Origin of the sequence: Cellulomonas hominis (assembly GCF_014201095.1) — a bacterium.
GTDB lineage: Bacteria > Actinomycetota > Actinomycetes > Actinomycetales > Cellulomonadaceae > Cellulomonas > Cellulomonas hominis.
The window spans coordinates 344,914-356,775 of the sequence record NZ_JACHDN010000001.1; the positions used below are offsets into that span (position 1 = coordinate 344,914).

General features: G+C 78.1%; 11 protein-coding genes. 4 read left to right on the plus strand and 7 right to left on the minus strand.

Annotated features, from left to right (window positions below):
• Positions 1 to 8: 8 nt before the first annotated feature.
• The 5 genes from rsmD to HNR08_RS01695 all read right to left on the minus strand — a co-directional run bounded on the left by rsmD (position 9) and on the right by HNR08_RS01695 (position 6,566).
• On the minus strand, positions 9 to 590 hold the full coding sequence (gene rsmD / locus HNR08_RS01675) for a 16S rRNA (guanine(966)-N(2))-methyltransferase RsmD (protein WP_146839385.1): 582 nt from the start codon (positions 588 to 590) through the stop codon (positions 9 to 11).
• Positions 587 to 2,278, minus strand: coding sequence for a DUF6297 family protein (locus HNR08_RS21395; protein ID WP_246803120.1), 1,692 nt, complete (start codon positions 2,276 to 2,278; stop codon positions 587 to 589). Before HNR08_RS21395 ends, rsmD begins: the two co-directional genes overlap by 4 nt.
• Positions 2,275 to 2,967 (minus strand): ABC transporter ATP-binding protein, encoded by a 693-nt coding sequence (locus HNR08_RS01685; RefSeq protein WP_146839383.1) that lies wholly within the window; start codon positions 2,965 to 2,967, stop codon positions 2,275 to 2,277. The genes HNR08_RS21395 and HNR08_RS01685 overlap by 4 nt, the downstream gene beginning before the upstream one ends.
• A 69-nt stretch (positions 2,968 to 3,036) precedes the next feature.
• The gene (locus HNR08_RS01690; protein ID WP_371862388.1) at positions 3,037 to 5,289 is read right to left on the minus strand and encodes an ATP-dependent DNA helicase RecG; all 2,253 of its coding nucleotides are present in this window, start codon (positions 5,287 to 5,289) and stop codon (positions 3,037 to 3,039) included.
• Positions 5,286 to 6,566, minus strand: coding sequence for a DAK2 domain-containing protein (locus HNR08_RS01695; RefSeq protein ID WP_146839381.1), 1,281 nt, complete (start codon positions 6,564 to 6,566; stop codon positions 5,286 to 5,288). Before HNR08_RS01695 ends, HNR08_RS01690 begins: the two co-directional genes overlap by 4 nt.
• 300 nt (positions 6,567 to 6,866) lie before the next feature.
• On the opposite strand from HNR08_RS01695, the gene rpmB reads away from it, so the two are divergent.
• Both rpmB and HNR08_RS01705 read left to right on the plus strand, forming a co-directional pair.
• On the plus strand, positions 6,867 to 7,058 hold the full coding sequence (gene rpmB, locus HNR08_RS01700; protein WP_146839379.1) for a 50S ribosomal protein L28: 192 nt from the start codon (positions 6,867 to 6,869) through the stop codon (positions 7,056 to 7,058).
• Between the two features lie 101 nt (positions 7,059 to 7,159).
• Positions 7,160 to 7,678, plus strand: coding sequence for a GNAT family N-acetyltransferase (locus HNR08_RS01705; RefSeq protein ID WP_146839377.1), 519 nt, complete (start codon positions 7,160 to 7,162; stop codon positions 7,676 to 7,678).
• 122 nt (positions 7,679 to 7,800) lie between these two features.
• Here HNR08_RS01705 and HNR08_RS01710 read toward each other — a convergent pair whose 3' ends face one another.
• Positions 7,801 to 8,784 carry a thiamine-phosphate kinase gene (locus tag HNR08_RS01710; RefSeq protein ID WP_183834747.1) on the minus strand — a complete coding sequence of 328 codons (984 nt, stop codon included), beginning with the start codon at positions 8,782 to 8,784 and terminating at the stop codon, positions 7,801 to 7,803.
• Positions 8,785 to 8,842: 58 nt separating this feature from the next.
• Here HNR08_RS01710 and HNR08_RS01715 point away from each other — a divergent pair, with 58 nt between their 5' ends.
• The gene (locus HNR08_RS01715; protein ID WP_146836154.1) at positions 8,843 to 9,391 is read left to right on the plus strand and encodes a DUF3515 family protein; all 549 of its coding nucleotides are present in this window, start codon (positions 8,843 to 8,845) and stop codon (positions 9,389 to 9,391) included.
• Between the two features lie 15 nt (positions 9,392 to 9,406).
• Here HNR08_RS01715 and HNR08_RS01720 read toward each other — a convergent pair whose 3' ends face one another.
• Positions 9,407 to 10,537, minus strand: coding sequence for a D-alanine--D-alanine ligase family protein (locus HNR08_RS01720; RefSeq protein WP_146836151.1), 1,131 nt, complete (start codon positions 10,535 to 10,537; stop codon positions 9,407 to 9,409).
• Between the two features lie 116 nt (positions 10,538 to 10,653).
• Between HNR08_RS01720 and HNR08_RS01725 the strand changes: the two genes are divergently transcribed.
• A complete protein-coding gene (locus HNR08_RS01725; RefSeq protein WP_146836148.1) occupies positions 10,654 to 11,817 on the plus strand; it encodes a trans-sulfuration enzyme family protein in 1,164 nt (387 codons plus the stop codon).
• The last annotated feature ends 45 nt before the right edge of the window (positions 11,818 to 11,862 follow it).

An 11,862-nucleotide genomic window follows, 5' to 3' on the forward strand; every position in this document is an offset into this window, starting at 1 on the left:
GCTCGAATCTACAGCGGGTCCGCCCCGGCGTCCGGGTCCGGGCTCCGCGCGCCGAGGTGGACGGCCGTCTCGCCGTACGCGCGGGTGTCGAAGCCGTGCATGCCCGCGGGCCACGGCGGGGCGGCGCTGCGGGCCGAGCGCTCGACCACGACGACGGACTCCACGGTGAGCGCCGGGACGAGCGCGGCGAGGATCTCCGCCAGGGTCGCGTCCGGCACGTCGTAGGGCGGGTCCAGCAGCACCAGGTCCCACGGCCGGGCCGCCGGCCGGGCGACGTACGCCTCGACGCGCTCGCGCACGACGTCGACCCGGTCCCGCAGCCCCAGGGCCGCGACGTTCCTCCGGCAGACGTCGGCGGCGGCCTTGCCCCACTCGACCAGCACGACGTGCGCCGCGCCCCGGCTGGCGGCCTCGAGGCCGAGCGCGCCGGAGCCGGCGTAGCCGTCCAGCACCCGGGCGCCCTCGACCGCGTCCAGGTGCTCCAGGCGGGAGAACAGCGCCTCGCGGACCCGCTCGCTCGTCGGGCGGGTGCCCTTCGGCGGCACCGCGAGCGTCCGGCCGCCCACGGCGCCGGCGACGATCCGCGTCACCGCTTCCGGTCCTTGTCCGCCTCCGTCGCCTCGGCCATGCGGTCCATCATCGTCTTCGTGCTGGTGCTGGACCCGAACGCCAGGGCGATCGCGGACGCGACCACCTGGATCAGCACGAGCGCCGGCACCACGGTGCCCAGCGCCACGCAGATGACGACCGGCATCATGCCGAGCACCGCGACGTCGGGGCCGCGGGACAGCACGCCCGCGACGCCGCCGGGCAGCGCGCCCATCGGGGTCGCCACGAGCGGGCCCTGCCAGTTCGGCGCCGGCCGGTACGCGCCGCGCAGGGCCGCGCCCGCCCACACCGGGGCCGACGCCACGCCGAGCAGCAGCCAGCCGGCCACGTCGCCCTCCCAGCGGCCGACCGCGGCGAACGCGACGGCCGACCACAGCAGCATCGCGACGCCGGGGACCACGAGGCGGACCCGCCGCACCCGGGCGGCCGACAGCGGCAGCAGCCGGTCGACGATCGGCGCCATCTCCGCGCGCCGCGCCCCCTCGGCCGTCGCCAGCATGCCGACGTAGCCGCTGACCAGCACCGCCACGACCACGCCGAGCGCGCCGGCGAGCTGCGGGGTGATGACCACGACCACGGGCACCAGCGCCGAGACCACGAGCTGCACGAGGTGCCGCGGCGAGCGCAGCAGCACCGTCAGGTCCGCCACGACGACCGCGGACAGCGGCCCGCGCACCAGCCGCATCCGGCGCACCCGGCGCCGGCGGGGCCGGGCGGCGGAGTCGGACAGCGCCCGGCCGAGCTCGCGGGAGTCCAGCGAGACCACGGCGCCGGCGGCCTGGGTGGCGACCGAGCCGCTCTCCCGCAGGTGCCGGCCGCGGATCCGGCCGAGCCGGGTGTCCAGCCACCAGGCCAGCCCGCCGACCGCGAGCGCCAGGACCGCGAGGACGGCGACGGGGACGTCCGGCAGCGCCGCGACCCGCCAGCCCGCGAGGGCCGCGGCCAGCGCGAGCACCGGCGCGGCGGCGATCACCAGGTCGCCGACGACGGCGGTGGTCCGGCGCGGCACCCCGCGGGACTGCGCCAGGCCCGCGAGCAGCACGAGCGCCGCGCAGGACAGGCCCGCCGTCGCCCCGATGCTCAGCACGTGCCCGACGCCGTGGTCCGCGAGCAGACCGCCGTCGAGCAGCGCGACGACCACGCCCCCGATGACGCCGGCGGCGATCGGCAGCCGGCGCGCGGTCGGCCGCAGCAGGCCCCGGCGGTCCACCGGGGAGCCGAGCCACCAGGTCGCCTCCGCGCCGCCCGCGCCGACCGGCCCGAGCCGGGCACCCAAGGACAGCACGGCACCCGCCACCACGACGGCGGCCACCGCGACCACCGTGGGCAGGCTGATGCCGGTGGACAGCGCCTGGTCCGGGACGTGCGGCAGGGCGGTGCGGAGCTGGCCCGCCACACCGAGCGCGACGCCGAGGCCGATCGCCGTGGTGACGACGGCGTAGTACACGTCGCCCAGCACCTCGCCGATGCCCGCGCCCGAGCGGCGGCGCGCCACCTGGGCGGTGTACCTGCGGATCGAGCGCGCGGCCGGGACCGGGGTGACGCCGTCGCTCGGCGCGACGGCGGGGGCGGGGGCGTCGTCCCAGGTGCCGGCGGGCGCCCCGGTGGCGGCCACGTCGGCGGCGTCGCCCGCGGCGGCGGCGAACTCGTCGATCGCGCCGCTGGTCACAGCACGCCCGGGCGCAGCGCCTCGACGGCGTCCGCCACGCTCAGCAGCCGGGAGGCGTCGTCGGCCACGAGGACGGCCCGGTCCGCGACGGTGCGCAGCAGCTCGGGGTCGTGGGTGGCGAGCAGCACCGAGCCGCCCGCGCGCTTCTCGGCGACGAGGCGCTCGGCCAGGTGGTCGCGCATCGCGACGTCCAGCCGCTGCTCCGGCTCGTCGAGCACCAGCAGCGACCGCGGTCGCACCAGGCCCGCCGCCAGCAGCAGCCGGCGCCGCTGGCCCGAGGACAGCGCGACCGGCAGCGCCGCGGCGTGCTCGGTGAGGCCGAACTCCTCGAGCAGGTCGTCCACGACCGCGTCCGCGCCCTGCACCCCGTGCCCGCGGGCCGTCAGGTACAGGTGCTCCGCGACGGTGAGCGCCGGGAAGTAGGCGTCGTCGTCCAGCACGGACGACACCCGGGTGCGGAACCCGACCTCCCGCTCGTCGACGGCGCGGCCCAGCACCTCCACGCGGCCGCCGACCGGCTCCAGCAGGCCCAGGACCGCGCGCAGCACGGTGGACTTGCCGGACCCGTTCGCCCCGACCAGCGCGAGCGCGCGGCCGGGCGGGAGGGTGAAGGACACCGGGGCGCACACGGGCTCCCCGCCGTAGCCGACGAGCAGGTCGACGGCACGGATCACGGGCTGCTTCGACACGGGGTGCAGCCTACGCACCGCCGGGGGGCGGCCCGGCGGGACCGTGGGCCCGGCCGCGGGCCCGCGGGCTCAGCTCCGGTCGAGGTACTCCTCGCGCTCCCCCGCCAGCATCTGCTGGATCGCGGCGTCGAGCACCGGGTGCGCCGTCAGCTCCGGGTCCTCGGCCACCAGCGCCCGGGCGGCGACGCGGGCGCGCTCGATCACCTCGGCGTGCTGCGTCACCTGGAGCAGCTTGAGCGAGGACCCGCGCCCCGACTGCGCCGCGCCCAGCACGTCGCCCTCGCGCCGGAGCTCGAGGTCGACGTTCGCGAGCTCGAACCCGTCGCGCGTCGACGCGAGCGTGCCGAGGCGGGTCGCCGCGGGGGTGCCCTCGAACGTGTCCGCGACCAGCAGGCACACGCCCGGGCGCGACCCGCGGCCGATCCGGCCCCGGAGCTGGTGCAGCTGCGAGATGCCGAACCGGTCCGCGTCGAGGACCACCATCGCGGTGGCGTCGGGGACGTCGACGCCGACCTCGATGACGGTCGTGGACACCAGCACGGGCACCGCGCCCGACGCGAAGTCGGCCAGCACGCGGTCCTTCTCCTCCGGCGACATCCGGCCGTGCAGCTCGCCGACCGCGACGCCCCGCAGGGCCGGCGTCCCGCGGAGCTGCTCGGCGACCTCGGTGACCGCGTGCAGCGGGCGGGGCGCGGGGCGGTCGTCCTCGTCGCCGTCCGGCGGCGCGTCCGTCACGAGGTCCGCCCCGTCGACGTCCGCCTTCTTCGCGTCCGCGTCGATCCGGGCGCACACCACGTACGCGCGGCCGCCCGAGTCGACCTCCTCGCGCACCCGCTGCCAGGTGCGGGCGAGCCAGTCCGGCCGGCTGGCCGGCACGACGTGCGTGACCACGGCGGCCCGGCCCGCCGGCACCTCGCGCAGCGTGGACGTCTCGAGGTCGCCGAACACCGTCATGGCCACGGTCCGCGGGATGGGCGTCGCCGTCATCACCAGCAGGTGCGGCACACCCCCGGCCTTCGCCCGCAGCACGTCCCGCTGCTCGACCCCGAACCGGTGCTGCTCGTCCACGACCACCAGTCCGAGGTCGGCGAACTGCACGTGCTCGGACAGCAGCGCGTGCGTCCCGACGACGATCCCCGCCGCGCCGCCCGCGATCTCCGCGAGCGTCCGGCGCCGCGCGGCCGAGCCCTGCGAGCCCGTGAGCAGGGCCACGCGGGTCGCGTCCTCCGCGCCGCCGAGCATCCCCGCTTCGGCGAGGTCGCCCAGCAGGGCGCGCAGCGTCCGGGCGTGCTGCGCGGCGAGCACCTCGGTCGGGGCGAGCAGGGCCGCCTGGCCGCCGGCGTCGACGACCTGCAGCATGGCCCGCGCCGCGACGACGGTCTTGCCGGAGCCGACCTCGCCCTGCAGCAGGCGCTGCATCGGGCTGTCCGCGGCGATCTCCCGGGCGATCACGGCGCCGACCTCGCGCTGCCCCGCGGTGAGCTCGAACGGCAGCCGGGCGTCGAACGCGTCGAGCAGCCCGCCCGCGCGCGGCGGCCGGGCCACCGCCGGCTGGGCCGCGAACCGCGCCGTGCGGCGCGCCAGCTCGGCCTGCAGGACGAACGCCTCCTCGAACCGCAGCCGGTCCAGCGCCCGGTCCAGCTCGACCTGGTCGTGCGGCTGGTGCACGCCGACCAGGGCGTCCCGCAGCCCGGGCATGCCGTCGCGGACCTCCGGGGGCAGCGGGTCCGGCAGGTCCTCCTGCGTGGCCGACGACAGGACGACGTCGACCGCCCCGACGACGGCGGCGTTCTTCAGGCCGGCCGACAGCGCGTACACCGACCGCGGCCGCTGGGCCTCCAGGACCCGGGTGATCTCGTCGGCGATCTCGCCGACCTCGTACAGCTCGAAGTCCGGGTGCAGCAGCTGGAGCTGCCCCCGGTACGCCTTCACCGTCCCCGAGAACAGGCCCGCCGCACCGGGCCGGAGCTCCTGCTCGAACCGTCGCAGGGCGCCGGCGTGCTTCGCGAACCACGTCAGGTGCAGGCGGTCGCGCCCGTTGCGCACGACGACCTCGAGGATCACCCCGCCGCGCGACCGCATCGTGCGCATGGTCGACTGCTCGACCTCGGCGTCGACGGTCACGTACTCGCCGATCTGCAGCCGCCCGATCGACGACATCTCGCCCCAGCGGCCGTGCCGCCGGGGGTAGTAGCGCAGCAGGTCCCCCACGGTGTGCACGCCGAGCTTCGCCAGCTTCTTGGCCGCCCCGGGCACGACCCGCCCGAGGTCCTGCTCCGTGTACGGCAGCGGGCGCACCACGGCGTCGTGCGGGGCGGTCACGGGCGGGCCTCCGCACCGGCGGACGGCACGGCGGGCACGGCGGCGAGCGCCGCGAGGACCGTGCCGTCGTCGACCGCGCCGTCCGGCACCGTCCAGGCCGGGTCGAGGTCCCCCGGTGCGAGCCGGCCGCCCGGCAGCACCGTGACCGGCCGCGGCGCCCCCGCCGGCCCCGTCCCCGCGTCCTGCGCGGCCCGGCGCACCGCGTCGCGCGCCGCGCCCGCCGGCAGCCCGCCGGGGAGCAGCACGGCGACCGCGCCCAGGTCCGCGAACGCGGCCGCGGCCGCGGCGGAACCCGTGCACGCCACCACGTCGCGAGCGCCGGCGAGCAGCGCGCGCACCGTCGCCGTCCACGCGGCACCGGACGCGGTGAGCGCCGCCGCGACGTCGCCGGGCACCGCCGCGTGCACGTGCGCCGTGACGACCCCGTCGCCCGGCACCACCGCGACCGCGTCCCCCACCGCGCCGAGCGCGCGGGTCAGCGCGTCCGCGACGGCCGCCGCGTCCGCCGGGCGCAGCACGGCGACGACCTCGTACGCCGCCCGGGCCGGCTGGCCGGCGGGTGCGGCGTCGGCGGCTGCGGCGTCGGCGGCGCCGGGAGCGGCGTGCTCCGCCAGCCACCCCACGTCCACCGGCTCGTCGCGGCCGGCGAGCGCCCCGGCCAGCGCGTCGAGCAGCACCAGCAGCGCGCACCCGCCGGCGTCGACCACGTGCGCCGACCGCAGCACGGGGTGCGCCGCGCTGATCCGCGCCAGGTCCGCGCGCCCCGCGGCCACCCCGGCGGCCAGGGCCGCGGCCTCGTCCGCCCCGGCCTCGGCGGCGTCCCGGGCGGCCGAGGCCACCGCGACGGCGACCGTGAGCACCGTGCCGTCCTCGGGCTCCGGCACCGCCGAGCGCGCAGCGCCCGCGGCGGCCGTGAGCGCCTCGGGCAGCGTGCCCGGCGCCGCACCCGCCGCCGCGCCTGCGGCCGGGCCCGGGGCCGCACCCGCGAGCCCGCCGAGGTAGCGGCTGAGGATGACGCCCGAGTTCCCTCGCGCCGCGAGCAGCGCCCCCCGGGCCAGCGCCCGCAGCACCGCGTCCCCGTCGGCGGCGGCGTCCAGCCCCGCGAGCTCGTCGGCAGCGCCGCGCACCGTGAGCAGCACGTTCGTGCCGGTGTCCCCGTCCGGGACGGGGAACACGTTCACCGCGTCGATCCGCTCGCGGGCCGCCTCGAGCGCCGGCAGGGCGCGTCCCAGCCAGTCGCGCAGCACGGCGCCGTCCCCGAGTCGTCCAGCAGCCACGTCCGCGCGCAGTCCTCTCGTCCGGAGCGGGCCGCCGCGGCCCGCACCCCCTTACTCTGCCCCACGGAACCGACACCGCCGCGCTCGTCCACAGGCCGGGTCCCGGACGGTGTGACGGACGTCGTTTTGAGGCGCACGCCGCTCGTGGGCTAGTCTTGTCCGGTTGCCTGGCCTCTGCCGGGCACAGGTGTGCCCCCCGGACCGGTCCCCGGACCGTCGGTGCGGGCGCCCCGACCCACCAGGACTTGCCGCCCGGGCACCCTCCCGAGCGGCGTGCAATGACCGGATCAGGAGAAGACCGTGGCTGCCAACTGCGACGTCTGCGCCAAGGGCCCGAGCTTCGGGCACAGCATCTCGCACTCGCACGTGCGGACCAAGCGCCGCTGGAACCCGAACATCCAGCGCGTGCGCGTCGTCGTGGCGGGCACCCCGAAGCGGATGAACGTCTGCACCTCGTGCCTCAAGGCCGGCAAGGTGCAGCGCGCCGTCTGAGAGACGCTGCTCGTCGAAGGCCCGTGCGGACCCGTCCGCACGGGCCTTCGCGCTGCCCCGGGGGCCTGTGGCCGCGCGGGGCCGTGTGGCACCCTGTCGGCATGAGCGAGCAGCGGCGCGAGCACGTGGTCCGACCTGCCGAACCCCAGGACGCCGCCGGGATCGCCCGGGTGCACGTCCAGACCTGGCAGCAGGCGTACGCCGACCTGGTGCCCGCGTCCTACCTCTCCTCGCTCGACGTCGAGCGCCGCACCCAGGTGTGGCAGCGGGACCTCGCGTCCGGCAGCCGGATCCGCGCCTGGGTCGCGACCGCGGGCGACGACGTCGTCGGCTTCATCTCCCTGGGTCCGTCCCTCGACGAGGACGCCGAGCGGCACGCCCTGCAGGTGTACGCGATCTACCTCGAGCCCGACATGTGGGGCTCCGGCGCGGCCCGCGAGCTGCTGCGCACCGCCCTCGCCGACGTCCCGCCCCGCATCCCCGTGACGCTGTGGGTGTTCGCGGAGAACGAGCGCGCCCGGCACTTCTACCGCCGGCACGGCTTCCAGCCCGACGGCACCGAGCGCACCGAGGAGGTGGGCGGCGCGGACCTGCTCCAGATCCGCTACCGCCGCCGCTGACCCGGCCCGGGCGCCGCCCGCGCTCCGCGCCGCGTGCGAGGTCGAGGGTCTCGCGCAGCGGCCGCGGACACCCTCGACCTCGCACGAAGCCCTCGACCCCGCGGTCGCGGGACCGCCCGCCGTCAGCGGTGGAAGTGCTCCCAGCCCGCCGGGACCGCCGGCCGGGCGCCCGCGACGAGCACCGTGCCGGGCGCCGCGCCCGGGCCCGGGGCCAGGACCGTGCCCACCGGGCGGAAGCCCTCGGGGACCGCGCCGGGCGGGAACGCCGCGAGCAGCCCGTGGTCCTCGCCGCCGCCGAGCGCCCACGCGACGGCGTCGCCCCCGACCGCGGCCGCCGCACCCGCCAGCGCCGCGAGGTCGTCCGCGAGCGCCTCCCCCGGCTCGCCGAGGTCCAGCACCACGCCGCTGGCGCGGGCCAGCCGCGCGGCGTCCCGGAGCAGCCCGTCGGACACGTCCATCATCGCCGTGGCCCCCGCGCGCGCGGCGTCCGGGCCGGCGGCGAGCGGCGGCTCCGGCCGGCGGTGCACGCGCACGGCCTCGGGGTCGGCGTCGGGCAGCCCGGCGTCCAGCAGCGCGAGCCCCGCGGCCGACCGCCCGACCGTCCCCGCCAGCGCCAGCACGTCCCCCGGCCGCGCGCCGGACCGCAGCACCGGCTCACGCCCCTCGAGGTCCCCGTGCACGGTCACCGCGACGACCACCGCGGACCCCCCGGACAGGTCCCCGCCGACGACGCCCGCCCCGACCGGCCCGCACGCCGCCGCCAGCCCGCGCGCCAGCCCCTCGACCCACGCCACCGGCAGGTCCCCGGGCACGACCAGCGACACGACGAGCGCCGTCGGTCGCGCCCCCATGGCCGCGACGTCCGCGAGGTTCTGCATCGCGGCCCGCCACCCGACGTCCTCGCCGGTGGACCAGGCCCGCCGGAAGTGCCGGTCCTCCACGAGCACGTCGGTGGACACCACGTACCGCCCGTCCGGCGCGGCCAGGACGGCGGCGTCGTCACCCGGGCCCAGCAGCGTCCGGCCGCCGGCGGGCAGGTGCGGGAAGATCCGGGCGAGCAGCTCGTCCTCGGACAGGTCCGCGACGGCGAGGGGTCGGTCGATCACGCCGGTCACGCTATCCCGCCCGCACCCCCGCCCCCCTCGGGAGGGTTACCGTGGCCCGGTGAACCGCCGCACCGCCCGCCCCGCCGCCGTCGCGCTCGCCGGGGCCGCCGTGCTGGCGCCGGCGCTCGCCGCGTGCGCGCCGTCCGTCGGGGTCGCGGTCGCCCCGCACGCGACCGACCCGGACTGCGCACGCGTGGTGCTGACCCTGCCGGACTCGCTCGGCGACGGCCTGGACGCCGTCCGCACGACCAGCCAGGCCACCGCCGCGTGGGGCGACCCGGCCGGGCCGGTGACGCTGCGCTGCGGCGTGGAGGTCCCCGGCCCGACGACCGAGCAGTGCGTGACCGTGGAGACCGCGAGCGGCCCGAGCATCGACTGGCTGGTGCAGGCCGACGCGGAGCCCGCGGACGGCGAGGCGACCCCGAACGCCCCGTCGGACCCGGCCCAGGACCCCGGCTCGTCCGACTGGACCTTCGTGACCTACGGCCGGGACCCCGCGGTCGAGGTGCACGTCCCGGCCGCGGTCGTCGCCGAGCGCTCGACGTCGTTCCTGGACGGCCTCAGCGTGGCGGTGGCGCAGGTCGAGGCGACCCGCTCCTGCCTCTGACCCGCCGCCGGGCGCTCAGCGCAGCCCGGTCGGCCGCTCGAGCGCCAGCCGCAGCAGCTCGTCCAGCAGGTCGGGGTAGGACAGCCCGCTCTGCTGCCACATGCGCGGGTACATCGAGAACGGCGTGAACCCGGGCATGGTGTTGATCTCGTTGACGACGACCTCGCCGTCGGGCGTGACGAACACGTCCACCCGCGCGAGCCCCTCGCCGTCGACGGCCTCGAACGTCCGGACCGCCGCGTCCTGCACCCGGGCGACGACGTCGTCCGGCAGGTCGGCGGGGCAGCTGAGCTCGACGGCGGCCTCGTCGAGGTACTTGGCCTCGAAGTCGTAGAAGCCGTGGGTGTCGTCGGTGACGACGATCTCCCCGGGCAGGGACGCGCGGGGCCGCCCCCCGCCGCGCCCGCCGAGCACGGCGCACTCGATCTCGCGCCCGACGATCCCGGCCTCGACCACGACCTTCGGGTCGTGCACCTGGGCCGCGGCGACGGCGGCGGGCAGGTCCGCCAGGTCGGTGACCCGGGAGATGCCGATGCTGGACCCGGCGCGGGCGGGCTTGACGAACAGCGGCAGGCCGAGCGCCTCGATGCGCGCGCGCACCCCGTCGCGGTCGGTCGCCAGGTCGTCGCCGCGCAGCGTGACGAACGGCCCGACCGGCAGCCCGGCCCCCGCGAGGACCACCTTCATGAAGTGCTTGTCCATGCCGACGGCCGACGCGAGCACCCCGGCCCCGACGTACCGGACGTCCGCCAGCTCGAGCATCCCCTGCAGCGTGCCGTCCTCCCCGAACGGCCCGTGCAGCAGCGGCAGCACCACGTCGACCTCCCCGAGCGCCGTGGCGGGCGTGCCGGGCTCGATGACCTGGAGCTCGCGGGAGCCGGCCTCCTGCGGGAGCAGCACCTGCTCGTCGGCGGCCTCGACCTCGGGCAGCCGGCCGTCCACGATCGCCCAGCGGTCGGGGTCGTCGGCCACGCGGACCCACCGGCCCTGCGGGGTGATCCCGATGGGCAGCACGTCGTACCGCTCGCGGTCGACCGCCCGGAGCACGGCGCCGGCGGTGGCGCACGAGATCGCGTGCTCGCTGGACCGCCCCCCGAACAGGACGAGGACGCGCGGACGGGCGGGCTGGGGCTGGCTGCTGGACATCGTCGGTGAGCCTAGTCGCCCCGGGCCGGCTGGACGGGGCGACCCGCGCGGCAACGCCCAGCCGCAGGGTGGGACGCCCGCGGCGCCCGCCGCGGACGGCGCGTACCCTGCCCGGCGTGAGCCACCCCGAGCACCAGGACCTCGCCCGCGAGACCCTCGCCGTCACCTCCGGACGGCCCGCCCGCGCGCAGGGCGCCCCCGTGAACCCGCCCGTCGTGCTGTCGTCGACGTACGTCTCCCAGGGCGTGCCGCAGCCCGGCGAGATGATGTACGCCCGCGGCGACACCGAGACCTGGGGTCCGTTCGAGCAGACGCTCGGCGCCCTGGAGGGCTCGGCGCACCCGGCGCTGGTGTACGGCTCCGGCATGGCGGCGATCGCCGCGGCGCTGTCCCTGGTGCCGCACGGCGGCCGGCTGGTCCTGCCGCAGCACGCGTACCAGGTGACGCTCGGCTACGCCCGCGACCTCGCGGAGCGCTCGGACGTCGAGGTGCAGCAGGTCGACGTCGCGGACACCGCCGCCGTGACCGCGGCGCTGGACCCGGCCGCCTCCCCCACCGGCCGCGCCACGTCGCTGCTCTGGGTGGAGTCGCCGACCAACCCGATGCTCGAGGTCGCAGACCTGCCGGCCCTCGTCGCGGCAGGGCACGCCGCGGGCGCGCTGGTCGCCGTCGACAACACCTTCGCCACCCCGCTGGTGCAGCGGCCGCTGGAGCACGGCGCGGACGTCGTCGTGCACTCGGTGACCAAGTACCTCGCCGGGCACAGCGACGTCGTCCTCGGCGCCGTGCTCGCCGACGACGCGCGCCTGCGCGAGCGGCTGCACACCTACCGCACGGTGCACGGGGCGATCGCCGGCCCGTTCGAGGTGTACCTGGCGCTGCGCGGCGTCCGGACGCTGGCCCTGCGGGTCGAGCGCTCGCAGCGCACCGCCCTGGACCTCGCGCAGCGGCTGGCCGCGCACCCCGGCGTCGTGGAGGTCCGGCACCCGGGACTGCCGGGCGACCCCGGGCACGCGCGCGCGACCGCGCAGATGAGCGGGTACGGCTCGATCATCGGCCTGCGCCCGGCCGGCGGCGCCGCGGGTGCCGACGCGGTCGTGGAGCGGCTGCGCCTGTGGGTGCCGGCGACCAGCCTCGGCGGCGTGGAGTCCAGCATCGAGCGCCGCCGCCGGTTCGCCACCGAGTCCGTGACGGTCCCCGAGGACCTGCTGCGCCTCTCGGTCGGCATCGAGGACGTCGAGGACCTCTGGCGCGACCTGGACCGGGCCCTGCGCGCCTGAGCCCCTCCCGCGCGCGCTCGCACCACCCACCGCGCGCACCCCACC

Coding starts and splice junctions, on each gene's coding strand:
- HNR08_RS01705 (WP_146839377.1), top strand. CDS start 7,160: ATGAGCGAGCAGCGGCGCGAGCACGTGGTCCGACCTGCCGAACCCCAG.
- HNR08_RS01720 (WP_146836151.1), bottom strand. CDS start 10,537: ATGTCCAGCAGCCAGCCCCAGCCCGCCCGTCCGCGCGTCCTCGTCCTG.